The 23,695-nt window shown below is 68.6% G+C and carries 20 protein-coding genes; 10 read left to right on the top strand and 10 right to left on the bottom strand.

Annotated elements, in window-relative coordinates:
• The first annotated feature begins 191 nt into the window (after nt 1–191).
• The gene (gene gcl, locus MOQ72_RS18635) at nt 192–1,895 is read left to right on the top strand and encodes a glyoxylate carboligase (RefSeq protein WP_242185056.1); all 1,704 of its coding nucleotides are present in this window, start codon (nt 192–194) and stop codon (nt 1,893–1,895) included.
• Nucleotides 1,896–2,245: 350 nt separating this feature from the next.
• Nucleotides 2,246–3,370 carry a glycerate kinase gene (locus MOQ72_RS18630; RefSeq protein ID WP_242185055.1) on the top strand — a complete coding sequence of 375 codons (1,125 nt, stop codon included), beginning with the start codon at nt 2,246–2,248 and terminating at the stop codon, nt 3,368–3,370.
• An 82-nt stretch (nt 3,371–3,452) separates the two neighbouring features.
• On the opposite strand, the gene MOQ72_RS18625 is transcribed toward MOQ72_RS18630, so the two are convergent.
• From MOQ72_RS18625 to MOQ72_RS18610, 4 genes are all read right to left on the bottom strand, one after another.
• Entirely contained in the window at nt 3,453–3,926 is a 474-nt protein-coding gene (locus MOQ72_RS18625) for a copper resistance CopC family protein (RefSeq protein WP_242185054.1), read from the bottom strand.
• Nucleotides 3,911–4,489 (bottom strand): hypothetical protein, encoded by a 579-nt coding sequence (locus MOQ72_RS18620; protein WP_242185053.1) that lies wholly within the window; start codon nt 4,487–4,489, stop codon nt 3,911–3,913. The genes MOQ72_RS18625 and MOQ72_RS18620 overlap by 16 nt, the downstream gene beginning before the upstream one ends.
• Before the next feature lie 88 nt (nt 4,490–4,577).
• A complete protein-coding gene (locus tag MOQ72_RS18615; protein ID WP_308197908.1) occupies nt 4,578–5,033 on the bottom strand; it encodes a (2Fe-2S)-binding protein in 456 nt (151 codons plus the stop codon).
• Nucleotides 5,034–5,042: 9 nt separating this feature from the next.
• Entirely contained in the window at nt 5,043–7,265 is a 2,223-nt protein-coding gene (locus MOQ72_RS18610) for a xanthine dehydrogenase family protein molybdopterin-binding subunit (protein ID WP_242185052.1), read from the bottom strand.
• Nucleotides 7,266–7,738: 473 nt separating this feature from the next.
• Here MOQ72_RS18610 and MOQ72_RS18605 point away from each other — a divergent pair, with 473 nt between their 5' ends.
• The 8 genes from MOQ72_RS18605 (at nt 7,739) to tsaD (ending at nt 15,700) form a co-directional block, all read left to right on the top strand.
• Nucleotides 7,739–10,516 carry a nitrate- and nitrite sensing domain-containing protein gene (locus tag MOQ72_RS18605; RefSeq protein ID WP_242185051.1) on the top strand — a complete coding sequence of 926 codons (2,778 nt, stop codon included), beginning with the start codon at nt 7,739–7,741 and terminating at the stop codon, nt 10,514–10,516.
• A complete protein-coding gene (locus MOQ72_RS18600; protein ID WP_242185050.1) occupies nt 10,513–10,932 on the top strand; it encodes a roadblock/LC7 domain-containing protein in 420 nt (139 codons plus the stop codon). The genes MOQ72_RS18605 and MOQ72_RS18600 overlap by 4 nt, the downstream gene beginning before the upstream one ends.
• 5 nt (nt 10,933–10,937) lie before the next feature.
• Nucleotides 10,938–11,312, top strand: a complete 375-nt coding sequence (locus MOQ72_RS18595; RefSeq protein WP_242185084.1) for a DUF742 domain-containing protein — start codon at nt 10,938–10,940, stop codon at nt 11,310–11,312.
• Entirely contained in the window at nt 11,293–11,901 is a 609-nt protein-coding gene (locus MOQ72_RS18590) for a GTP-binding protein (RefSeq protein ID WP_242185049.1), read from the top strand. Before MOQ72_RS18595 ends, MOQ72_RS18590 begins: the two co-directional genes overlap by 20 nt.
• Before the next feature lie 129 nt (nt 11,902–12,030).
• On the top strand, nt 12,031–13,398 hold the full coding sequence (allB, locus tag MOQ72_RS18585) for an allantoinase AllB (RefSeq protein WP_242185047.1): 1,368 nt from the start codon (nt 12,031–12,033) through the stop codon (nt 13,396–13,398).
• A gap of 99 nt (nt 13,399–13,497) precedes the next feature.
• Nucleotides 13,498–14,154 (top strand): tRNA (adenosine(37)-N6)-threonylcarbamoyltransferase complex dimerization subunit type 1 TsaB, encoded by a 657-nt coding sequence (gene tsaB, locus MOQ72_RS18580; RefSeq protein ID WP_242185046.1) that lies wholly within the window; start codon nt 13,498–13,500, stop codon nt 14,152–14,154.
• 20 nt (nt 14,155–14,174) lie between these two features.
• Nucleotides 14,175–14,648: a ribosomal protein S18-alanine N-acetyltransferase gene (gene rimI / locus MOQ72_RS18575; protein WP_242185082.1), complete on the top strand. Its 474-nt coding sequence runs from the start codon at nt 14,175–14,177 to the stop codon at nt 14,646–14,648.
• The gene (gene tsaD / locus MOQ72_RS18570) at nt 14,645–15,700 is read left to right on the top strand and encodes a tRNA (adenosine(37)-N6)-threonylcarbamoyltransferase complex transferase subunit TsaD (protein WP_242185045.1); all 1,056 of its coding nucleotides are present in this window, start codon (nt 14,645–14,647) and stop codon (nt 15,698–15,700) included. The genes rimI and tsaD overlap by 4 nt, the downstream gene beginning before the upstream one ends.
• Before the next feature lie 71 nt (nt 15,701–15,771).
• On the opposite strand, the gene MOQ72_RS18565 is transcribed toward tsaD, so the two are convergent.
• From MOQ72_RS18565 to MOQ72_RS18540, 6 genes are all read right to left on the bottom strand, one after another.
• Nucleotides 15,772–18,486, bottom strand: a complete 2,715-nt coding sequence (locus MOQ72_RS18565) for a PQQ-dependent sugar dehydrogenase (protein ID WP_242185081.1) — start codon at nt 18,484–18,486, stop codon at nt 15,772–15,774.
• Between the two features lie 292 nt (nt 18,487–18,778).
• On the bottom strand, nt 18,779–19,366 hold the full coding sequence (locus tag MOQ72_RS18560) for a SanA/YdcF family protein (RefSeq protein ID WP_242185044.1): 588 nt from the start codon (nt 19,364–19,366) through the stop codon (nt 18,779–18,781).
• Between the two features lie 175 nt (nt 19,367–19,541).
• Nucleotides 19,542–20,324: a tRNA-dependent cyclodipeptide synthase gene (locus MOQ72_RS18555; RefSeq protein WP_242185043.1), complete on the bottom strand. Its 783-nt coding sequence runs from the start codon at nt 20,322–20,324 to the stop codon at nt 19,542–19,544.
• 186 nt (nt 20,325–20,510) lie between these two features.
• Nucleotides 20,511–22,088: an alkaline phosphatase D family protein gene (locus MOQ72_RS18550; protein ID WP_242185042.1), complete on the bottom strand. Its 1,578-nt coding sequence runs from the start codon at nt 22,086–22,088 to the stop codon at nt 20,511–20,513.
• Between the two features lie 201 nt (nt 22,089–22,289).
• Nucleotides 22,290–23,006: a DUF2812 domain-containing protein gene (locus MOQ72_RS18545; RefSeq protein WP_242185041.1), complete on the bottom strand. Its 717-nt coding sequence runs from the start codon at nt 23,004–23,006 to the stop codon at nt 22,290–22,292.
• The gene (locus MOQ72_RS18540) at nt 23,003–23,341 is read right to left on the bottom strand and encodes a PadR family transcriptional regulator (protein WP_242185040.1); all 339 of its coding nucleotides are present in this window, start codon (nt 23,339–23,341) and stop codon (nt 23,003–23,005) included. The genes MOQ72_RS18545 and MOQ72_RS18540 overlap by 4 nt, the downstream gene beginning before the upstream one ends.
• Between the last annotated feature and the right edge of the window lie 354 nt (nt 23,342–23,695).

The raw sequence follows: 23,695 nt of genomic DNA, 5'->3' as shown, positions 1-23,695 counted from the left end.
GCAGGCGCCGCCATCCACCGCGTGCGCGATTTCGCGAGAAATCGCGTTCACCGCGGGATCCGCGCATCGTCGCGCGGCTGGCAGAAAGACGGTCACGGGTCAGCGGCCAGCGCCGCCAAGCAACTCGACCGCTAACCCGCTCCCAACTTGGTGCGCGCCGAAGCGCGTCACCCGAGAGAAAGTCTTACACCATGCCCAAAGTTCCTGTCATGCAGGCCGTCGTCGAAGTGCTGAAGTCCGAGGGCGTCGACATCACCTTCGGTTGCCCCGGCGCGGCGATCCTCCCGCTGTACGCGGCCATGGAGAACAGCGGCGTCAAGCACCTGATCGTCCGCCACGAAGAGGGCGCCACCCACATGGCCGACGGCTGGGCCCGCACCAACGGCAAGGTCGGGGTGGCCATCGGCACCTCCGGCCCGGCGGGTACCAACATGATCACCGGTCTCTACACCGCGCAAGCCGATTCCATCCCGATCGTCTGCATCACCGGTCAGGCGGTGTCCACCAAGCTGCACCAGGAGGCGTTCCAGGCGGTCGACATCGTCGACATCGCCGAGCCGGTCACCAAGTGGTCGGTGCAGGTCAAGGAGGCCGCGCAGGCGCCGTGGATCTTCCGCGAGGCGTTCCGCACCGCGCGCTCGGGTCGCCCCGGCCCGGTGCTGGTCGACCTGCCGCTGGACGTGCAGAAGCAGGAGATCGAGTGGGACTCCACATTGGACGCTCCGCTGCCGGTGCCGCGGGTGGAACCGCACCAGCCGCGGGTGGAGCGTGCGCTGGACATGCTGCTGGCCGCCGAGCGGCCGCTGATCCTGGCCGGTGGCGGTGTGATCCTGGGCGAAGCCCACGAGCAGCTGCGCGAGCTCGCCGAACTGCTCGGCATCCCGGTGCAGATCACGCTGATGGGCAAGGGTTCGTTCCCGGAGGACCACGAGCTGTTCGCGGGCATGACCGGGATCCAGACCAGCCAGCGCTACGGCAACCAGTCGTTCCTGGAATCCGACCTGGTCCTGGCGCTGGGCGCCCGCTTCGGCGACCGGCACACCGGCGACCTGGAGGTCTACCGGGGTGACCGCGAGTTCATCCACGTGGACATCGAGCCGACCCAGCTCGGCAAGGTCTTCGGGCCCGACCTGGGCATCGTCTCGGACACCCGGCTGTTCCTGGACGCGCTGCTGGACACCGCCCGCCAGCGCGGGGCGACCGGGGACCACGCGGCGTGGGTCGCCAGGGTCGGCGTGCTGAAGCAGACGTTGACCAGGCCGGACGACTACGAGACGGTCCCGATCAAGGCCCCTCGGGTGTACCGGGAGATCAACGAGATCTTCCCGCCGGAGACCTACTTCGTGACCGCGATCGGCCTGTACCAGATCTGGGGCGGGCAGTTCCAGACCGCGCACCTGCCGCGGCACTACCAGGTGTGCGGCCAGGCCGGTCCGCTCGGCTGGGAGATCCCGGCCGCGATCGGCGTGAAGTCGGCCGAACCGGATGCCGAGGTGGTCGCCGTGGTCGGCGACTACTCGTTCCAGTTCCTGGTCGAGGAACTGGCGGTGGCCGCCCAGTACGACGTGCCGTTCGTGATCATCATGCTGAACAACGAGTACCTGGGCCTGATCCGGCAGGCCGAGGGCGACGGCTTCGACATGAACACCGAGGTCGACATCCACTACGACGAGTTCGGCACGGACAACGTCAAGATCATGGAGGCGTACGGCTGCGTGGGACGACGGGTGCACGAGCCCGGCGACATCGCCGACACCATCCAGTGGGCCCGCAAGGAGGCTGTCGCCACCAGCCGCCCGGTCCTGGTCGAGGTGATGATCGAACGGGAGGCCAACACGGCGCGCGGTGCCCGAATCGACGCCATGATCGAGCCAGAAGACGTGCCGAACGCCTGAACGCCCGTTCCCAGCTCGGTTTGCGTGGCGTAGGTGGGCTGAGCGGCTTCAAAAAGGACCAAGCTCAGGTGCGGACGCACCGACGGGCTCGGGGTGCGGTCGATCGGCGACGCGCAGGGAACCGCGTCGGCCGGTCTCGCCACACTCCCGCACCCCAGCGCAGGGCTTTAGGGCGGCCCTGCGTGGGGAGCGCTCGTCGGAACTCGCGGTGGGGTTCCGGCGAGCGCACCCCGCACTTCCCCCTGGACGGGGTCGTCGGGTGGAATACGGACGACCCTTGGTGTCCTCCGCCGAGAACGTGCCGGGCGGCTCGGCGGAGGACACCGCCCAAGCGATCTCGGGAGTTCGTGTTGACTGGTCCTGTCCTCATCGCACCGGACAAGTTCAAGGGTTCGCTGAGCGCGCCGGAAGTCGCCGAGGCGGTGGCCGCCGGACTGCGCAGGGTCCGGGCCGACGTCGAGGTCCGGCTGGCGCCGGTGGCCGACGGCGGGGACGGCACCGTGCAGGCGGCGCTGGCCAGCGGATACATCTCGATTCCGGTGCGGGTGGCCGGTCCGATCGGCGATCCGGTCGACACCGAGATCGCGATCAGCGGCGACACCGCCGTCGTCGAGATGGCCTCGGCCTCCGGGCTGGCGCTGCTCGATCCGGCCGAACTCGCCCCGTTGGCGGCTTCCAGCGAGGGCACCGGCGAGGCGATCCTGGCAGCACTCGACGCGGGTGCCCGCACGGTGGTGCTTGGTGTCGGTGGCAGTGCGTGCACCGATGGCGGCGCTGGCATGCTCGCCGCGCTGGGCGTGCGGGTGCTGGACGCGGCGGGAAACCCGTTGCCCCCAGGCGGTGGTCCGCTCGCCCAGGTGGCCTCGGTGGACCTCTCCGGCCTGGACCCCCGGCTGGCCGAAACGGATGTGCTCCTGGCATCCGATGTGGACAATCCGCTGCTCGGCGAGCACGGCGCGGCGCACGTCTACGGCCCGCAGAAGGGTGCCGACCCGGAACAGGTGCGGTTCCTCGACGAGGCGCTGGGACGCTGGGCGCGCGCTGTGCTGGCCGCGGGCGGGCGCGACGTGGCTGATCAACCAGGTGCCGGCGCGGCCGGTGGGGTCGGTTATGGGGCGCTGGCGGTGCTCGGCGCGCGGATGCGACCCGGTGTCGACGTCATCCTGGAACTGGTCGATTTCGAAAAGCGCCTCGCCGGAGCGGGGCTGGTCATCATCGGCGAGGGCTCGATCGACGAGCAGACGCTGCGCGGCAAGGGCCCGGCTGGCGTCGCGGTGCGAGCCGTCGCGGCGGGAGTGCCGGTGGTGGCGGTCGCGGGCCGCTGCGAACTGTCGGCCGAGCGCCTGCGCGAGGCGGGCATCGAGGGTGTGTACGCGCTCACGGACATCGAACCCGACCCGCAGCGAAGCATGACCGAAGCGGCAACCCTTCTCGTCGACCTCGGCGAACGTCTCGCCAGAGACTGGCTCTGCTAACAGCATGTTCCTGGAGCTGCCGAGGGCGGGACGCAGGGCACCTGACCGCGTCCACCACAGGTCCGGCAAGCCGACAGCGCGGTTACGACCTCCGCAACCAGCGTCGGAGTACGCCGACCAGGACCAGCAACAGCAGGACGGTGCCACCTCCCACCGCGTACAGCCACGTGTTCGCACCGGAGTCGTCGTCCAATCTAGGCACCACGCTGAGGTAGTAGCCGCCCGTCGACCGGTGCCCGTCGTCGAACGTCGCGGTGTACCGGACCGTGTGCAGTCCTGCGTCCAGCGAGCGCAGGTGCACGGTCAGCCGGTTGTCGACGACGACTGGATCGGCGGCGACCTCGTCGCTGCCGTGCGGATCGAGGACCTCGACCTGAGGCGTGGTCGCAGGATCGAGAGGTCCGTTGAACTCCATCTCGATGCGGTCGAGCCCCGCCCGCGCCGTATCCCCAGGACCGGGGGTGGCTCGGTCGAGGCCGCTGTGCGCGTCGGCGGTTCCCACGGTGAGGACGGCCGTCAGCACCGCACCGGCGATGCCGGTCAGAAGTCGGCGCATGCTACCCGGTTGTCGGTGAGCACGGCGGGGTGCACGACGACCGACTCGGCGCCGTCGGCCTGCCGATCGTTGTTCGCCGTCATGAAGCCGTTGCCGGTCTGATCCGCGGTGAACGCCAGGTGCACTTCGTTGGGCGGCGTCGCCGGACCGGCCGGATCGAACTTGAAGTGCCCGCCGCCGTTGTCCTCCGCGCACGGCTTGGCATGCAGGTGCGCGATGTAGTTCTCGCCCGGCTGGAGTCCGGTCATCTGGAGGGTGACCGTCGTGCCACTCGGGTGCGTAGCGAGCCAGGCGGAGCCGGCCGCGTTGTCGGTGCCGGGCGGGCGGGTCCGCAGGAGGTTGAACTGATTGGTCCGCAAGTGTGCACCAGGGATCTTGTCGGCGGGGGTGGCCGACGGGTCGCCCATGTTCATCTGTCCCGCGTCACTGTTCGCCTGCTCCGCGGCGGCAGGGGCGTGATGCTGCGCGCTGTGGTCGGGGGTGGTGCCACAGGCCGCCAAGACCGGGCAGGAGGCCAGGGCGAGACCCCGGAACAACCAGTGCACTCCGCTGTTGTGTTTCATGCCCTCTTCAACTCGTCTGCTGAGGATTGTTTGCTCGACGGGCCGAAGGCTGGGCGGACAGCGCGAGACAGCCCGCCCAGCCTTCGGCTCACATGTTCTGCGCGGCCTGGTGGATGGCAGCGCGGATGCGGCCGTACGTACCGCACCGGCAGATGTTCTCGATCTTGTCGATGTCCTCGTCGGTGGGATCGGAGGTCCGGTCCAGCAGTGCGACGGCCGTCATGATCTGGCCCGGCTGGCAGTAGCCGCACTGGGCGACGTCCAGGTCGAGCCAAGCTTGCTGCACGGGGTGCAGTTCGTCGCCGTCGGCCAGCCCTTCGATCGTGGTGACCTCGGTGTCCGCGCAGTCCTTGATCTTGACCATGCAGGTCTGGACCTCCTCGTCGTCGAGGAGGCACGTGCAGGCGCGGCACACGCCGACGCCGCACCCGTACTTGGGGCCGGTGATGCGGAGCTTCTCCCGCAACACCCAGAGCAACGGCATGTCGGGCGGAGCGTCGACGCTGACGGACTCCCCGTTGACGTAGAACTCGTAGGTGGGCACGAAAACTCCTCAGAAGTTGATCGGGAAACGACGTGGCCGGGTGCCGGTCGCGCGGGCGTAGGCCGTGGCGACGGCGGCGGCCGCGAGGGGCACGCCGAGCTCGCCCGCGCCGCCGGGATCTCCCGTCGTCGCCGGCATCACGTGCACCTGCAGGTCCACCGGGATGTGCCGCTGCCGGGCCCACTTGAAGTCCGAAAAGCTGCCTTCCCGCACCGCGCCCCCGTCGATGTGGATGCCCGCGTGCAGCACTGTGGAGATCGCGTCCATCAGGCCACCGCTGAGCTGCGCCTGCACGCCGCGCGGGTTGATCGGTAGACCCACGTCGGCCGCCATGACCGCCTTCGTCACGCGCGGGTTCCGCGGGTCCACGGCGTTGATCTCCACCAGGCAGGCCGCCACCGATCGGAACTCCTCGTGCACGGCAACACCCTGGCCGCAGCCCTTCGGCATCGACCGGCCCCACTTGCCGTCCTTGGCGACCTTCCGCAGCACGTTCTTGGTCCGGTCCGACTTGAGGGATTGCAACCGGAACTCGACCGGGTCCTGGTCGATCTCCTCGGCCATCTGGTCGACCACCAGTTCCTCGGCGGTGCGGAATGTCGCCGAGTGCACCGACCGCCAGCTGCCGGTTGGCACGCCCTCAAGGTCCAGCTCGTTCAACGACATGGCGACGGAGCCGAAGTCGTACGGCACGTTCTGGCTGAGTTCGAAGTAGAGCTGGCCGACGGGCAGCTCGGCCAGCTTCAGCTTCACGAGCTCCGAGGTCAGCAGGTCGCCCGCACCGTGCGATAAATCGACTTGCACCGAGGACATCTGGTGCTGGAACGACCGCACCTTGCCGGAGCGGTGGGAGGCGCGGATGCGGTGGTGGCTTGCCGGGCGCATCCGGCCGTGCCGCATGTCGTCGTTGCGCGTCCACATCAGCTCGACGGGCTTGCCGATGGCCTTGGACACCTGCGCTGCTTCCATCGCCGCGTCGAAGAACAGGTGCCGCCCGAACGAGCCGCCGGCGCGGGAGACGTGCAGGGTTACCGCCTTCAGGGGCAGGTCGACGGCCTTGGCGACTTCCTTCTGCGCCGCCTGCGGGGTCTGGGCCGGATACCACACGTCCGCGCGGTCCGCCTTGACGTCGGCGACCGCGTACTCGACCTCCATCGGCGCGTGGTTCACGAACGCGAAGTCGAAGCTCTCGTCGATCGAGTCGCCGCCCGAATCCAGGCCCAGCGACTCCGCGAGATTCCCCGTCATCCCAGCCAGTTTCGCCTGGATGTCCGAATCGGACAGTTCGGCGACCGGCCCGGGGTTCCAGGTGACCTTCAGCGCCTCTTTGGCCTGCAGTGCCTGGTAGAAGTTGCCCGCGCTGACGGCGACACCGGTCGGGATCTGCGTCACAGCGACGACTCCGGGGCTGCGCCGGGCCGCCGCGTCGTCGATCGAGGCGACCGTGCCACCCAACGTCGGTGGCCGCACGACCACGGTCGCCACCGAACCCGGAAGCTTCAGGTCCGACACGTACTTCGTGGCGCCGGTAACGATGGAGCGAGCGTCGGGCCGGACCATGGGCTTGCCGACCACTGTGTACTTCGAAGCCGCCTTCGGCGCGGCGGAAACCGCGGCAGCCCGGATCTGGCCGGCGTCCTTGGCCAGTGAACCGAATGTCGCTTTCAGACCGTTCGGCCCCACCACCGAGGTGTCCCGCGTAGTCAGGTCCTTCGCGGACACCTGCCAGCGCTCGGCAGCCGCCGTGATCAACCGGGCGCGGGCGCCCGCGGCCATGGTCCGCAGCGGCGTCCACAGGCTGCGGACCGAGGTCGAGGAGCCGGTGAACTGGTTGAAAAGCAGCTCGGGACGGGCGTTGGCCAGCTGCACGTTGATGTTGGCGGGGTGCGCGTCCAGCTCCTCGGCCAAAATCATCACCGCGGTGGTATTGATCCCTTGCCCGACCTCGGCGCGCGGAAGTTCGAAGAGAATCTTGTTGTCCTCAGTGAACTCCAGCTTCAGCAGGGCGGAAGTCGGAGCGCTCGCGAGGACGACGACGTCGCCGAAGTCGGCGATCTCGGAGATCGGGGGCAGGGGCAGTTGGGCGGCGGCCGGCTCGGCGGCGGCCTCGCCTTCGACGGCGAGTCGCGCGGCAATGGTCAGCGTGGGGGCGGCCGCCAGGTAGGCCAGGAACCGCCGACGCCCCACCCTCGACGCCTCGGCAGGTGCCTCCGGCGTGGCGGGGTCAACCATCCAAACTCCTCTCACACATCAGCATAGGAACCACCAGGGCATTCATGGAATGGAAAAGGCATGCAGGAATTCAAACCAGACGCCGCGCCCCCGACGGCAGAACAGGCGCCCGAACTTCCGCGATGAGTGGTGGTGCAGGCACATCGCGACGCAGGTAATTTCATTTCAGATCGTGGCGCCGCCGATGAACCGGACAATCGGCGGTGCGCCACGAGTCGATAAGCGTTTCAGCTGTGCTGCAAGGACTTTCGCCCACTTCCTCTTTGGTTGTGAGAAAAAACTTGGGTTGCTGTGAATTCCTTTGGGTGTTCGCCCGGCTGGCTACGGCGCGTCAGCCTACCGTGGCGTAAATAATGCCTTGAATCGCCCATTTGGATACGTTTGTACTGGGCCAAACGGGGCAAATGATGACTCCATGCTGCCGTCTGATTACCTTGGGTTCGCGCCCACCAGGGAGTATAACAATTGCGCCGATGAGTATTTGCTCGTTGACCGCTCATAATGGCGGTTCTAAAATCCGTCGTCGTCTGTGGTGTGCAAGGGCTTGCGGATTTCGCCGCCGCCGCAGCTCGATTCGAGTCGGGTCGTCCGCACGAGTTCTTCGCTGCCCGCTAACCAACGGGGAAGGTTCTGAGACGAGGTCTATGTCAACGCTGAAACGTTTGCTCGCGTCAGGCACGATCCAAGCGCGATTACTGACCATCGCCCTCGTTCCGAGCGTCGCGGCCCTGCTCGTCGGGGTGGGCCTGTCGGGCTATCTGATCTTCCAGGGCCTGAACGTGCACGGATACGCGGGCAAGCTGGCCGCCGCCGCGGAGCCTTCCGGTCGTTTTGTCGTCGACATCCAGGACGAACGCCAACTCACCCTGCTCCTGCTCAGCGACCGCGCGCAGAACCGCACCCAGCTCGACGACGCCCGCCGCGAAACCGACATCGCACTGTCCGAAATGGACACCATCGCGGAGGGCCTCGCCGACGCATCACCGGACGAGGCCGCCGCGACCATCGAAGAGTTCCGCGGGCAGTTGGCCGCGGTGCGCGAGGTGCGCAAGCAGGTGGACTCCGGGCCGGGTGACCTGAACGCGGTGTACGGCTTCTACAACGGCCTGGTGGACTCGCTCAACATGAGCATGCGCGCGTACGCACGTGCCGCGCCGGATTCGACAGTGGCCTACGAGCAGCTGATGGCGGTCGACCTGCTGGACGCCGCAGACTCCATGGCCCGCGGTCACGCGCTGGCCATGGCCCGCACCACCAGCGGGATGACCCAGGAGCAGTACCACGAGTACATCCACCAGATCGGTGCCTTCCACGACAACCTGAACTCCTTGGTGCCGCGGATGACGCCGACGGAGCAGCAGCACTACAAGGACATCCAGAAGGGGCCGGCCTGGCAGCGGATCGACGGCGTGCAGGACGCGCTGGAAGCAGCCGGCTCGCAGGCCAACAGCGGACAGATCATCCGCCTGCCCGTCAGCACGCGCGACTGGCAGAGCTCTGCGCACGACCTCGCCGGACAGCTGAACAGCCTCTCCGGCGAGCACTCCGGCTACGCCGCATCGATCGGCGCCAGCATGGCGCGCGCAACGCTCATCACCTCCCTGGTCACTGGATCCTTGATCGTGGTGATCGCGTTGGTCGTTTTCCTGGTCGCACTGCGGCTTTCGCACCGGCTCGTCCGACGGCTCACCAGGCTGCGCGACGAAACCCTCGCCATGTCCGAGCAGGAGCTGCCCAACGTGGTTGCGCGGTTGCGCGCCGGGACGCAAGTCGACGTCGAGAACGAAGTGCCCTGGCTGAGCCACGGCAACGACGAGATCGGGCAGGTGGCCAACGCCTTCAACCAGGCCCAGCGAACCGCCATCGCCGCGACGGTGCAGGAAGCGGAGACCCGGCACGGCGTCCGCTCGGTGTTTCTCAACATCGCCCACCGCAGCCAGGTGATGGTGCACCGCCAACTGCAGGTGCTCGACAAGGCCGAGCGCAAGCTGGAAGACCCGGACCAGCTTGAGCTGCTGTTCCAGCTCGACCACCTGGCTACCCAGAGCCGCCGCAACGCGGAGAACCTGATCATCCTCGGTGGCGAGCGTCCGGGGCGCCAGTGGCGCAATCCCGTTTTGCTGCATGACGTGGTGCAGGGCGCCGTCGCCGAAACTGAGTTCTACGCCCGGGTGGAGATCAACCGGCTGCCAGACATCTCGGTCCAGGGCAGGGTCGTGGCCGACCTGGTGCACCTGATCGCCGAACTGGTGGACAACGCCACCGCCTTCTCGCCGCCCGAATCGCGCGTCGAGGTGCGCGGAAACGTGGTCGGCAAGGGCATCATCGTCGAGATCGAGGACCAGGGCATCGGCTTGGAGCCGGAAAAGCTCGAAGTGCTCAACAAGATGCTGGGCACCCGACCGGACTTCGCGGTCATGGCGCTGTCCGACGAGGCGCAGATGGGCCTGTTCGTGGTCGCGCAGCTTTCGGCGCGGCACGGGATCAAGGTCACGCTGCGCGAGTCGGCTTACGGCGGGATCCGCGCGCTGGTGCTGCTTCCCACCTCGGTCGTCGTGGACCGAGCGGATCAGTCCGACCGCCTGGACCAGGCAGGCCGACCGGAGCTTTCGAACCCCGCCGCGGAGACGGGACCGCAGCCCGCAGTGGCCGAGGGGCGGAAGACCCGGTCGAAGATCCCGCGCAAGCGCCAGATGTCGGGACGTCTCGAACCCGACGTGGTGGCCGACCCGATCGTCCCGAACAGCCCCATCACGCCACGCGATCCGATCGGGAACAACGGCGCGGCACCGCACAGCGGCCTCGCGCGGCTGGAGCCCCGGACGAACGCGCCGGCACCAGGTGAGAGCAGCATTCCGACACAATCCTCTGCCGTGGAACCGAAACGACCAGCGCCTCCGCAGCCCCGTTGGCAGCGGCCGGAACCTGCTGACACATGGCAGCCCTTGTCACCGCAGGCACCGAGCGCGGAAGCCGGCAACGCTGGATTCGTGACGAAACCTTCTGGCGCCGTCCCCAAACCACCGTTGCCGCAGCGGAAGCGCCAGGCCAACCTCGTCGCGCCGCTGCGGGAGGAGCTGGCCCGCGCGAATTCCGACGGCGAGCAAAAACCGGCCACCAGCAGTCAGCGGCGAACGCCAGACCGCTTCCAAACCAACATGAACGCCTTCCAGAAAGGCAGCAGGCGAGCACGCGCCGGGTTTGCGAACGCGGGCCCTGAGACCGGGCTACCAGGAGGAGAAGACGCATGACACTCAGGGTGTACAGCAAGGAAGCCGACTGGTTGCTCAAGGACTTGGTCCAACGATTGGCCGGGGTGGACCGGGTCGTACTGCTGTCCTCCGACGGGCTGCTGCTGGGTAAGACGCCGTCACTGCCCCAGGGGGACGCCGAGCACCTTTCCGCGGTTGCATCGGGATTCCAGAGCTTGGCCAAGGGCGCCGCAGCGCACTTCAACGGCGGCGAGGTGTACCAGACCGTCGTGGAGATGGCCAATTCCTTCCTCATGGTGACTGCGGCGAGCGAGGGCACCTGCCTGGCCCTGCTGGCCGCGGAGGACGCCGACTTGGGCATGATCGCCTTCGAGGCCAACCGCATGATCTCCAGGGTGGGCGACTACCTGACCTCGGCGCCGCGCCAGCCCGCTGGTTCGACGGTCGATACGTGACCGCCATGCCAGGCAGCTCCCAGGGATGGTTCGACGAGGACGCGGGGCCGGTGGTGCGTCCGTACGCCCTCACGCGCGGTCGGACGCGGGCCACGACCTACTCGCTGAGCCTGATCACGCTCGTCGTGGCGCGGCAGCCGCTGCCCCCCAGCGCACGCGCGCTGTCACCTAACTACCAGTGGGTGCTTGAGGCGTGCGCGTATCCGGTGTCGGTGGCCGAGGTGGCTGCCCGCGCCGACCTGCCGTTGGGTGTGGTGAAGATTCTGATCAGCGACTTGATCGAGCGGGAGTACGTGATGTTCGGGCCGGATTCGTCCGCGACGGAGGGGCCGAATCTCGACATGATGCAGAAGGTGCTGGATGGAATCCGTAAGCTCTGAACAACTCGGCCGTCCCTCGCTCGGCGCGGTCGCGGCAAAGATCCTCGTCGCCGGTGGGTTCGGCGTCGGCAAGACCACCCTGGTCGGCTCGGTGAGCGAGATCGTGCCGCTGCGCACCGAGGAGACGCTCACCGAAGCCAGTGTCGGCGTCGATGACCTCAGTGGTGCGGAGAGCAAGACGACCACAACGGTCGCCTTCGACTTCGGCCGCATCACCATCAGTTCCGACCTGATCCTGTACTTGTTCGGCACCCCCGGCCAGGAGCGTTTCTGGTTCATGTGGAACGAACTGGCCAACGGAGCGCTGGGGGCCGTCGTGCTGGCCGACACCCGGCGGCTGGACAGCTGCTTCGGCGCGATCGATTACTTCGAACAGCGCGGGCTCCCGTTCATCATCGGCGTGAACTGCTTCCACGGCACGCAGATCTACGACACCAACGAGGTCCGCAGGGCGCTGGACATCGACGATTACGTGCCGGTCGTGCTGTGCGACGCCCGCGAGCGCGAGTCCACCAAGCAGCTGCTGACCGCCCTGATGGAGCACGTCATGGCGCTCACCAGGGCGAAGCAGCAACACGCCGTGCGCTGATCGGTCGGCTGACCTCCGGGTGCCCCTGCCCGGCTGCGAGATCAACGCGCACGAGCCGACGGGTCCTTGACTGCAACGGCCGCACGGTTCAACATTTTGTTGAATCGCTGTGATGAGGAGGTAACCGAGTTGCCCGAACCAGTCACCGGCGCGTTCGACGTCGTGTTCCGCGCACCACGGCTCATCGGCCCGAACGGGGAGACAGCGGGCAGCGTCGGCGTCCGCGACGGGCGCATCGCCGCCGTCGAGCCGCTGGACGCCCAACTCGACGCCGCCCGCACCATCGAGCTCGCCGCGGACGAGGTCCTGCTGCCCGGCCTGGTCGACACCCACGTGCACGTCAACGACCCCGGCCGCACCGAGTGGGAGGGCTTCGACACCGCCACTCGCGCGGCAGCGGCGGGCGGCGTCACGACCATCCTCGACATGCCGTTGAACAGCCTGCCGCCGACGATCGACACCGGTGCGCTGGAGGTCAAACGCAAGACGGCACGCGACAAGGCGCACGTCGACGTCGGTTTCTGGGGTGGTGCGGTGCACGGTAACCGCGCCGAGCTGCGCGGGTTGCACGAGGCCGGGGTGTTCGGCTTCAAGTGCTTCCTGCTGCACTCCGGGGTCGACGAGTTCCCGCCGCTGAACCCGACCGAACTGGACGAGGCACTGCGCGAGCTGGTCCGCTACGACGCGCTGATGATCGTGCACGCCGAGGACTCCGACGCCATCGAGCACGCGCCGACGGCGCACGGCGAGACCTACGGCGCCTTCCTGGACTCCCGGCCGCGCGGTGCCGAGAACGTCGCGATTGCCCAGGTCATCGAGCTGGCCCGGCGGATCGGGGCGCGGGTGCACATCCTGCACCTGTCCTCGTCCGACGCGTTGCCGATGATCGCCTCAGCGCGGGCCGACGGCGTCCGGGTCACCGTCGAGACCTGCCCGCACTACCTGAGCTTCACCGCCGAGGAAATCCCCGACGGCGCCACCCAGTTCAAGTGCTGCCCGCCGATCCGCGAGGCCCGCAACCGGGAACTGCTGTGGCTGGGGCTGGCCGACGGGATCATCGACTGCGTCGTCAGCGACCACTCGCCGTGCACTCCCGAGCTCAAGCGCTTCGACATCGGCGACTTCGGGGTGGCCTGGGGAGGTGTGTCCAGCCTCCAGCTGGGCCTGTCGGCGGTGTGGACGCAGGCGCGGGTGCGCGGCCACAGCATCGCCGACGTCGTCCAGTGGATGGCGCGCAAACCCGCCGAACTCGCCGGGCTGCGCCGCAAGGGCGCCATCGAGGTCGGCCACGACGCCGACTTCTGCGTCTTCGCGCCGGACGATGCGTTCGTGGTGGACGTGGACAAGCTGCACCACCGGAACCCGGTCTCGCCGTACCACGGGCGTCCGCTGTCCGGCGTGGTGCGCGAAACCTGGCTGCGCGGTGCGCGGATCGTCGGCTCCGACGGGGAAACCACCGGCCCGCAGGGGAAGTTGCTCACCCGCCAGGGATCATGAGAGCCGCACCGGTCCTGAGCTGGCGGACTTCGCCGCCGGACCCGGCGTGGCACTCCCCACGTAACCCTGGTGACCAGGGCTGACGTACGCTGAGTAACCGTGCTCGTCATTGCGCTGGACACCTCGACCCCTGCGGTCACGGTGGGGCTGGTCGCCCTGGACGGCGGTCGGCCTCGCGTGGTCGCCGAGCGAGTCACGATCAACCCGCGTGCGCACGGCGAACTCCTGATGCCGCAACTGCTGGACGTGCTGACAGAGGCCGGGCACCAGCTCGCGGACGCCGATGCGATCGTCGTCGGCGCGGGCCCCGGACCGTTCACCGGCCTGCGCGTCGGCATGGCCACCGCTGCGGCGCTCGGCCAGGCGTGCGGCCATCCCGTGCATCCGGTGTGCAGCCTCGACGCGATCGCCGCGCAGGCCACCGCCGAAGGCCCCCTGCTGGTCGCCACCGATGCGCGCCGCAAGGAGGTCTACTGGGCGGCCTACGACGCCGAGCGGACCCGGATCGACGGGCCGCACGTCCAGCGCCCGGCGGAAGTTCCGACCGAGGAGTTCACCGCCGCGGCTGGTGAAATGGCCGAAGCGCTGGACCTCGACGTCGTCGAACCGCGCTACCCGACACCGGTCGGCTTGGTCGCGGCGGCCGCAGCGGCGCTGCGCGCCGAGCCCGCGCCGCTGGTGCCGCTCTACCTTCGGCGCCCGGACGCCGAAGCGCCGGGCAAGCGGAAGTCCGTACTGACCAGGGGTGGGAAGTGACCGACCGCGCGACCACCGCGCTGCGGGTGCTGGAGCTGCGCCGCAGCGACCTGAAGCGCTGCGCCGAGCTGGAGCAGGTGCTCTTCCCCGGCGACGACCCGTGGTCGTGGGCCGCGTTCGCCGCCGAACTGGACCAGGGCCACTACTACGTCGGCGCCTATGCCGACGAAGAGCTGATCGGCTACGCCGGGTTGGCCGTCGCTGGCCGTCCGCCGCACGCCGAGGCCGAGGTGCACACCATCGGCGTCGACCCGGAGCACCAGGGGCTCGGCGTGGGCAAGGTGCTGCTGCGGGCCCTGCTGGCCAAGGCCGACGAGCAGCGGGCGACGACGTTCCTGGAAGTGCGCACCGACAACGAAGCCGCGATCGAGATGTACCGGAAGCACGGCTTCGAGATCGTCGGGTTGCGCAAGCGCTATTACCAGCCGTCCGGAGCGGATGCGCACACCATGCGGCGGCCCGCCCCGGCCGAAACCGCGGAGGTGGCGGGATGACTGCGGACCGGGTGGTGCTCGGCATCGAGAGCTCCTGCGACGAGACCGGTGTCGGTCTGGTCCGGCTGGCCGCTGACGGCACGGTCGAGCTGCTGGCGGACGCGGTGGCTTCCAGCGTCGACGAGCACGCCCGCTTCGGCGGTGTGGTGCCGGAGATCGCCAGCCGCGCGCACCTGGCGGCGATGGTCCCGACGATGCGCCGCGCGTTGCGCGAATCCGGCCTCGAACTGTCCGATGTGGACGCGGTCGCGGTCACCGCCGGGCCGGGGCTGGCCGGTGCGCTGATGGTCGGGGTCGCGGCGGCCAAGGCTTACGCGGCGGCGCTGGACGTGCCGCTCTTCGGCGTCAACCACCTCGGCGGGCACGTCGCGGTGGACACCCTGGAGCACGGGCCGCTGCCGCCGCGCTGCCTGGCGCTGCTCGTCTCCGGCGGACACACGCAGTTGCTGCTGGTGGAGGGCATCGGGGAGCAGATCACCGAAATCGGTTCCACCATCGACGACGCCGCGGGTGAGGCGTACGACAAGGTCGCCCGCATCCTCGACCTGCCCTACCCCGGCGGTCCACCCATCGACAAGCAGGCCAAGCTCGGCAATCCGAAGGCCATCGCGTTCCCGCGCGGGCTCACCGGACCCCGCGACGCCAGGCACGACTTCTCCTTCTCCGGGCTGAAGACCGCGGTCGCGCGCTGGGTCGAGACGGAGCAGCGCGCTGGGCGGGAGATCCCGGTCGCGGACGTGTGCGCGTCGTTCCAGGAGGCGGTGGCCGACGTGCTGACGGCGAAAGCGGTGCGCGCGGCGCAGGACCTGGAAGTGGACGCCCTGGTGATTTCCGGTGGCGTGGCGGCGAATTCCCGGCTGTCGGAACTGGCCGCCCAGCGATGCGCGGCGGCCGGGATCACCCTGCGAGTCCCGAGGCCCCGGTTGTGCACCGACAACGGCGCGATGATCGCGGCTCTCGGCGCCCACGTGCTCGCCGCGGGCGCCAAGCCGTCACCCCTGGACATGCCAGCCAATCCGGGCCTGCCGGTCAGCACCATCGTCGTCCAGTAGCCCACTCGATCAAGTGATGGGTGAGGGGCACCCGTGACCCAGTTACTCGGTTACGGGTGCCCCTGACCTTCTCAGTACCGCCGGTCGACGGTTGTGTCGTTGGCGGCGTTCCACTGGATGTAGCCGTGCTCGAAGTCGTTGCGGCGACCTCCCGACACCGCGAACTCACCCGTGGTCGGGTAGCCGAGGTACGAGCGTTCCCAACCGAGCGCGGACCAGCGTTCCCGGATGCGCCCGTACACCTCGTGGGCGCCGGTGCGCGGAGTCCAGTAGATCGAGCCCGCCTTGGTGAAGTGGTTGTAGCGCCCGACGCCGTCCGGTGTGGTCACCTCGTCGGTCGTCGGGTACCCGAGCGGGCCGAGTTCCCAGCCCAACTGCGACCAGGTCACCCGGATCGCGCCCCAGATCGCGTGCGCACCCGAAGTCGGCGTCCAGTAGATCGAGGCAGCCTTCGAGAAGTGGTTGTAGCGCCCGATCCCGTCCGGTGTGGTCACTTCGTCGGTCGTCGGATAGCCGAGCGGACCCCGCTCGAAGCCGGTGGCCGCCCAGTTCTGCCGGATCACGCCCCACACCGCGTGCGAACCGGTGTCCGGACTCCAGTAGATCGACGCCGCCAGGCTCTCCGGTGTCCCGGCGAAGTCGTTGTACCGCCCGACTCCGTCCGCTGTGGACAGTTCATCGGTGGTCGGCGGACCGAACTTGCCGTGCGCGCCGAGTTGCAAGTACTTCGCCAGGTTCCCGCCGAAGACGTAGTGCACGCCGGCTTGCGCGGTCCAGTACAGCCGCCCGCGTTCGTAGTCGCGGTAGCGGATGCCGCCTTCGGCGATCTCCGGACCGACGGGCTGGCCGAGCACGTCCCGCAGCTGCGGTTCGGCCGCGTACCGCTGGTCGATCGGGGTGGTGTAGCGGGCGGTGAGCGTCAGGTCACCGGTGCCCATGGTCAGCACCCGCGATCGATCGGTTACGCCATCGGTCCAGCCCGCGAAGCTCGACACGCCGTCGGTGGCGGTCGCCGCCGCGACCACGTCCAGGGTGGCCCCTTCGGTGACCATCGCGGAGCTCCGCCCGCCCTCGGACGGGATCTGCAGCACGGCGGGCGCATTGCTGGTCAAAGTGAGCAGGTGCTCGCGCGGCATGGCCAGGTAGGTTTCGCTGCTGCGCACCCCGGCGCTGTCAGTCGTGGTTGCGGTGATCTCCATGTGCGAATCGGGATGATCGGTGAACGCGACCTGGAAACTCCCGCCGGTGCCGCCGACGCCCGGATGCTGGTGGCAGGTCGCCTCTTCCGGGCAGTGCACCTCGGAGCTGGTCCAGGTCACCGGCGTTGTGCCGTCCTCGACATCGGTCGCCTGCGCGGAAAGCGCCACGGGCTCGCCAACGGCGAAGGTGCGTTCGCCCGGTGTCGTCAGCTCCAGCCGAGGCGAGTTGTTCGCCGGTGCGACCACCACGTCAACGCTGCCCGACGCACCCAGCGGATCGGAGACGGTCAGCCGTGCCGTGAAGCGATCGCCGGGCGGGTAGGTGTGGCTGGTGCGCGCGCCGGTTCCGGTCGCGCCGTCGCCGAATTCCCAGCGGTAGGTCAGCGGATCGCCGTCGAAGTCCTGCGATCCGGAGCCGTCGAAGGTGACCGTGCGGGTCGTCGGATCGGTGGTGATCTCGGCTTGGGCCACCGGAGCGGAGTTGCCCTGCGGATAGCTCAGCCGCCGCAGCGCGCCGGAGTAGATGTCGGCCAGCACGATGTCGCCGTTGGGTGCGGCGGCGAACTTCACCGGGCCGCCGATGTCGCTGCCGAACGGCGGACTTTCCGGTGCCCGCGCCAGCTTCCCCTGCGCGTCGTAGCGCAGCGTCCACAGCTTCTTCGTGGTGTAGTCGCCGAAGAAGTACGCGCCCCGGTACGCCTGCGGGTAGCTCTCGCCCTGGTAGACGATGCCGCCGGTGACGCTGTTGCCCTGGTCGACGCCGCCGCCGTGGTGGTATTCCCACAGCGGTGGCGTGTTCACCACCGAGGCGCACTCGGGCAGTTCGGCGTAGCCGGGGGTCGGGTGGTTTCCTTCCCAGCAGGGCCATTTGTAGTTCTGGCCGGGCCGGACGAGGTCCAGCTCCTCCCAGGTGTTGTAGCCGACGTCGCCGACGATCGGGGTGCCGGTGCTGGGGTCCAGCGAGAGCCGGAACGGGCTGCGGAAACCGCTGGCGTACACCCGGCTGCGCCACGACGACGGGTTGGCCGCTTGGTAGTGCGGGTTGCTGGCCACGCCCCGGCCATCAGCGGTGACGTGCAGGATCTTGCCGTTGGGTGCGTCGAGGTTCATGGCCTGCAGGGCATTCCGGTCGGTGCGGGTGAAATCGGAGAGGTCGCCGACGGAAACCCACAGCGTTCCGTCATCGGCCGCGACGATCCCGGTCATGCCGTGCACCGCGTAGGGACTGCGGAATTCGAAGAGCACCTGTTCACCGGTGAGGCCGGTGGGTTCCGGGGCACCGGTGACCGTCCAGCGCGCGAGTCGCAGCAGGTGGTCGCCGGTGCCCTGGGGTAATGAGCGGATCAGGTAGACGTGCCGCGAGGTTTCGTAGTCCGGGGCCACCGCGATGCCGGTCAGCCCGAGGTCCTGGGTGGGGTCGACGGGCAGGCTGGCGATGGTGCGGGTCCGGCCATCGGCGGAAACCCACGCCACGGTGCCCTTCTTGCCGGTGCTCAGCACGCTGTCGTCGGGAAGGTAGGCGAAGTCGGTCAGGTCGAAGGCCGCCTGCCCGCTGGGTTGATTGCGGAGCACGAACCCGGACGGCATGGCCTCCGCCCGGTGCACTGGTAAGGCCGCTAGCAAGCCGATGGACAACAACGCCACGCAGCACGCGCTCAACCAGCCGCGGACTTTTCGAGCGATCACGATGACACACCCCTATTCAGCAAGGACGTGCTGATATCGCTCGAACTTCCGCCCCGGTTGCCCCAACTTCCCAAAGTTTTCCGCAGTTTCGCTACGTAACTGCACCATCACCACCAGTGACCGGGTCAGCGTGAAGGGCACCTTCGACCGAGTAAGCCGGTCAAAGTGCCCTTCACTCATCACCTGTTGGTGGTCAGCGGCGCCACCAGAACGCTTTGGTGGTGGCGAGGAATTCGCGGCGGGCACCGCGGGCGGCCACCCGGTGCAGGCCGTCGGCCGCCGCGTCGTGGCCGACGCCGTAGGCGTCGATGCCCGCTCGGCGGCACAGCGCCACGGCACGACGCAGGTGGAAAAGCGTGGTCACCACGGTGATCTCGCGCAGTCCGAAGTCCTCGGCCGCACGGCGGCAGGACGACCAAGTGTCCACACCGGACTCGTCCAGCTCGATCGCGGAAGCCGGAACTCCGTGGGACAAAAGGTGATGCCGCATCACCACGGGTTCGCTGTGCCCGCGCGACTCGGGGCTGCCGCTGACGATGATCCGCCGGACCTTGCCCGCCTCGAACAACACGCGCGCCACTTCCAGCCGTCCCCGCAGGATCAGGCTCGGCTTGCCGTCCCAGCGCACGCCCGCGCCCAGCACCAGCGCCACCTCGGTCGCGGGCACGTCGAGCACGGTGCGGATGCGACGGGCGCTGCGCACCAACGCCCATCCCGACGGCAGCGCCACGAGCACCCCGAACGCGGCCAGCGCCGCCAGCCCCACCCATAGTCCGCGCACCAGGCAAGTGTGCCATCGCCTGCGGCGAACGCGGTTCCCGCCGCGCCCAGCGTGGCGTATTGCCCGCCGAGGACCCGAGCAGCCAAACGTCCTCAATGTACAACGTGTGGAGCTGATCCGGTTGTCCCGGAACGCTTTTCGGTACGACTCGGGCGCCGCAGCGGAGACTAGATCGTCACGGGGAGTTCCGCTCGGCGGCTTCCCGGATCGGCTCCGCGGCGAGTTCGCCGTAAGCGGCGGACCTGGGCTGTGGAATGGTCAACGGGCGGACCACCGCGCAAGCCTGGTTCCGAGCCGCTCGGATCGATGCCGCGCCGGAGTAGAGAATACCGGTCAACGGCATGAGCAGGTGGTGGCAGGCCACCGAGGAACGCACCCCGAGAACAGCCGGGGTGTCGATGAAGAACGGCAGTTCGGCGAGCAGGTAGACCAGCCCCGCGCGGCGCTGCTCGGGCGTCACCGAGGCGGTCTCCGGAAGCCGTCCGAGCAGGACGTTCAACACCATGTCCTCGCAGGTCCGGTGCAGCAGCGGGTCGGTGCGAGCAGCGTGTTCGAGCCTCGCGTGCAGGGCTCGGTAAACGGAGTTGGAGCGGAATTCCGAAAGCGCCGAGACGCGTGTTCTGCGGTCCCCGGTTCTGGCGTTTTCCAGGGCTCGGCGAATTCGTCTCCGAACGCCTTGCAGCTCTTTGTGGGCACGCTTCCGCGCGTGGTCCGGGGAGTAGCCCAAGGCGTGGATCGCGGTGTCCAGGTGCAGGTCCGCGTACACGATGTCGATGGCGGAGAAGTACTTGGCGAGCCAGGACATCAGATCGGCCAGCCGCTCCGCGCTGAAGTAGCTGTTTCCCGGACTCACGCCGATCAGCACATGATCGCCCTGGTCCCACAGCGTTTGGCAGCGGTCGGTGAAAGGAAGTGCGTCGAATTCCCGGTCGAGGCCGGTGTGCTCCGATTCATGCACGGTTGACCATCCTCTCGTGCCGAACTGGGAGCAGCATCCCAGCACGCGGATCGGCGGCGCGCTGCGGAACGAGCGGGTTGACCTGAAGGGGGCGCATTTCCAGTGAATGCGGTGACGGCCGCCGCGGTGGGTCGGCGTGAGCGGTGACGATGCGCGATCAGCACCGCCCACACCGACCGATGATCCCTAGACCGGGTTGAGCACCGGGCTGCCGTCTTCGACGACGAACGACTGCGCGGTCTCTGCCGGAGCGTCCTGTCTGGACACATACGGCAGGACGCGGTAGTCGGCGCGCAGTTCGGTCTCGGTGAACGTGGTCCGCACGTAGCCGCGCCGGTTGGCGTGGAACTTCACGTGCGGGTTCTCCGCGAGCACGTCCTCGTTGCCGTCGTCGTTGCCATCCCCACCGCTGGTGACCGAAGTGGTGATGAATTCGGTTCCGACGGCGGGCGATTCCGGATCGTCGTGGGTGCGCTTGATCTCCGCGGCCCAGTGCCGGTGCACGTCGCCGGTGAGCACGACGCCGTTGCGGACCGCGCTGTCGGCCAGCGCACCGGCGATCCGGTCGCGGTTGGCCACGTAGCCGTCCCAAGCGTCCATGTTGTAGCCCTCTTCGGCACCGGGCGTCAGGTCGATCTTGGAGAAGAACACCTGCTGGCCCAGCACGTCCCAGCGCGCGGTGGTGCTGTTGAACCCGTCGATGATCCACTGCTCCTGCTCGGTACCGGTGATCGACCGGTTCGGGTCCTCGCGGTCGGTGCAACCGGACTGCACCCCGTCGCCGCATGCCTGGTCGCTGCGGTACTGGCGGGTGTCGAGCATGTGGAAGTTGACCAGCGAACCCCAGCGGATCCGGCGGTAGAGCTGCAGATCGATGCCGGACGGCTTGGCACCGCTGCGCAACGGCATGTTCTCGTAGTACGCCTGGAAGGCCGCCTCGCGGCGGTCCAGGAAACCGTCGTCGGGCTGCTCCGGCGTTTCGTCGGCCCAGTTGTTCTCGGTCTCGTGGTCGTCCCACACGACCAGCCACGGCGCGGTGGCGTGCGCGAGCTGCAGGTCCGGGTCGGTCTTGTACTGCCCGTGCCGCTGCCGGTAGTTGGCCAGCGTGCGGGTCTCCGGACCCAGCACCTCGCGCACATCGCTGTCCTTGGCCGCGTACTCGTACTGGTAGTCGCCGAGGTGCAGGATCAGGTGCGGGTTGTCCTCGGCCATCCGGCGGTAAGCGGTGAAGTAGCCCTCGCCGAAGTGCGAGCAGGAGGCGAAGCACATGGTCAACTCGCCGAGCGCATCCGGCGCGGGCGCGGTGCGGGTGCGGCCGACCGGCGAGATCGAGCCTTCGGCGCGGAAGCGGTAGTAGTACTCCGCGCCCGGCTGCAACCCGGCGAGCTCGACGTGCACGCTGTGCCCGAGGTCCGGCGCGGCATCCGCTTCGCCGCTCTGCACGATCGTGCTGAACTGCTCGTCCTCGGCGACCTCCCACTGCACCGGCACGACCCGGTCGGGCATGCCGCCGAGGCCGTCGTCGGCGGTCGGCTCCGGCGCCAGCCGGGTCCACAGCACGACGCCGTCCGGCAGCGGGTCACCGGAGGCGACGCCCAGGGTGAACGGGTCGGCGAGGCGGCGGCCGGTGCCCGCGCCGGGCAGCGAAAGAGCGTTGGCCAACGCGGACCCGCCGAGCGCGGTCGCGCCGAGTGCGGCGGCTCCGCCGAGCAGCACGGCGCGTCGGCTGACCCGGCCGGATAACGGGATGGGCGAATCGGGCATCGCAAGTCCTCCAAGTGTCGTGCGGACTCTTCCGGGACTCGACCGTTTCGTGATCGAACGCCAGAAAATACCGACGAGAGGGGAGAACTTGGTGAATTCCCGGCGAAATGGCTCCGCAGCCGCAACACCGGACGGCGGTTCGGCGGAATCGACGGTGCGGCGGCCGGAGCAGTGCGGCGGCGTACCAGGCTCGGCGAGGGGTCAGAGGTCGGTGCCGCGCGCCTTTCGCTGGGTGGCCCAGGAAATGCCCACCCCCAGCGCGCCGCCGACCACCATGCCGATCGGGATGGTCAGCAGGACGGCGAAGCTCCCGTTGATCAGCACGGCAGGCACCTGCAGCACCAGCAAACCCGCGAACAGTGCGCCGCAGAACAGCCAGAACTTCTTGCTCAGGAAGTTGCTCCGCTGCGGCATTTCCGGTGGCGTGCTGAGTTCAGCGGCCGGACCGATGCTCGCGGCCACCGGGCGTTTGAAGTAGTGGAAGGGGCCCCACGCGCCGCACAGCTCCCAGCCGTCCGGGCTGAGTCGCTCGACAACCCCGGCCTGGTTCCGGAGGGTGACTTCCCTGCGGTACTCCCAGCGCTGCGGGCGTTCGGGATCGCGGCGGGAGACGAAGTGGCCGGTCCTGTCGACGTGCGTCACTTCCCAGCCCTGCGCACCGAAGGTCGCCAGGTGGTCCAATTCGACGAAGGCGTCGGCGATCCAGCGCCAGGTGGTGGCTGTCGGGTCGGGTTGGGCGGCATCGCCGCGCGATTCCGCCAATTGCGCGGCGAATTCGTCGACCGGGCCGAATTCGGCCTCCGGATCGGCCCCGGTCTCGGCGAGGTGCCCGGCGAGTTCGTCGATCGTCGCGGTCACCTGTTCCTCGGGAACGCCGCCGCTGCGTAACCGCTCGGTGAGTTCGTCGAAGTAGGTCATCTGTTGACTCCCTTGGTCAGCACGGCTCGGACGGCCTCGTCGAAGGCCAGCCACGCCCCGGCCTGTTCGGCGAGCGTCGTGCGGCCTTGCTCGGTGAGGCGGTAGTAGCGGCGGCCGGGGCCTCGCTCGGAAACCCGGAACTCGGCCGCCACCAGGCCCGCTTCCTCCAGCCGGTTGAGGACGGGGTACAAGGTGCCGCCGCGGATCTGCCCGAGGCCCGTACCGGCCAGGGTCTTGGCGATCTCGTAGCCGTAGCTCTCGCCGTCGGTGAGGCTCGCGAGCACCAGCAGGTCCAGTACGCCCTTGAGCCAGCTCGCGCGCCGATCGGTAGCCATGGCCCCATCCTCTCCGGCCGCTAGGTAGCGGAACGGTCTAGGTCCGATGACAAGCCAGCTCCGGGTTCGAGACCCCCGGCTTCGCGGATCCCGGCTGGCATGTCTTCGGGACGATCTAAACCGTAGAGCAATCTAGTCAGCAATACAATCTAGATTTCACCGGAAGCCAGGACTGTTGAGATGACCGCGGATACGACGCCGTGCACTGCGCCAGCGCGGCGGTGCTGGGGACGGATGTCGCATTCGTCAGCGGAGATGCGCATTTGCTCCGGGTGTGCGGCGAGTTGGGCACGAGCACCGTCGACACGAGCCGCTGCCCCCTGGCGGCGTCGGTCTTGGTGGTGCAGTCGAACA

This window comes from Saccharopolyspora soli (genome assembly GCF_022678645.1).
Taxonomy (GTDB): Bacteria; Actinomycetota; Actinomycetes; order Mycobacteriales; family Pseudonocardiaceae; genus Saccharopolyspora; species Saccharopolyspora soli.
The sequence above is the reverse complement of the archived record's forward strand: the minus strand, read 5'-3'. Positions and strand labels throughout refer to the sequence as shown.

What these genes read in the sequence shown, in the direction of transcription:
- MOQ72_RS18600 (WP_242185050.1), top strand. Translation starts at nt 10,513, where the DNA reads ATGACACTCAGGGTGTACAGCAAGGAAGCCGACTGGTTGCTCAAGGAC.
- MOQ72_RS18610 (WP_242185052.1), bottom strand. Translation starts at nt 7,265, where the DNA reads ATGGTTGACCCCGCCACGCCGGAGGCACCTGCCGAGGCGTCGAGGGTG.
- MOQ72_RS18545 (WP_242185041.1), bottom strand. Translation starts at nt 23,006, where the DNA reads ATGACCTACTTCGACGAACTCACCGAGCGGTTACGCAGCGGCGGCGTT.
- MOQ72_RS18620 (WP_242185053.1), bottom strand. Translation starts at nt 4,489, where the DNA reads ATGAAACACAACAGCGGAGTGCACTGGTTGTTCCGGGGTCTCGCCCTG.
- tsaD (WP_242185045.1), top strand. Translation starts at nt 14,645, where the DNA reads ATGACTGCGGACCGGGTGGTGCTCGGCATCGAGAGCTCCTGCGACGAG.
- MOQ72_RS18550 (WP_242185042.1), bottom strand. Translation starts at nt 22,088, where the DNA reads ATGCCCGATTCGCCCATCCCGTTATCCGGCCGGGTCAGCCGACGCGCC.
- MOQ72_RS18540 (WP_242185040.1), bottom strand. Translation starts at nt 23,341, where the DNA reads ATGGCTACCGATCGGCGCGCGAGCTGGCTCAAGGGCGTACTGGACCTG.
- MOQ72_RS18590 (WP_242185049.1), top strand. Translation starts at nt 11,293, where the DNA reads ATGGAATCCGTAAGCTCTGAACAACTCGGCCGTCCCTCGCTCGGCGCG.
- MOQ72_RS18625 (WP_242185054.1), bottom strand. Translation starts at nt 3,926, where the DNA reads ATGCGCCGACTTCTGACCGGCATCGCCGGTGCGGTGCTGACGGCCGTC.
- MOQ72_RS18565 (WP_242185081.1), bottom strand. Translation starts at nt 18,486, where the DNA reads ATGCCGTCCGGGTTCGTGCTCCGCAATCAACCCAGCGGGCAGGCGGCC.
- MOQ72_RS18595 (WP_242185084.1), top strand. Translation starts at nt 10,938, where the DNA reads ATGCCAGGCAGCTCCCAGGGATGGTTCGACGAGGACGCGGGGCCGGTG.
- MOQ72_RS18605 (WP_242185051.1), top strand. Translation starts at nt 7,739, where the DNA reads ATGAGTATTTGCTCGTTGACCGCTCATAATGGCGGTTCTAAAATCCGT.
- gcl (WP_242185056.1), top strand. Translation starts at nt 192, where the DNA reads ATGCCCAAAGTTCCTGTCATGCAGGCCGTCGTCGAAGTGCTGAAGTCC.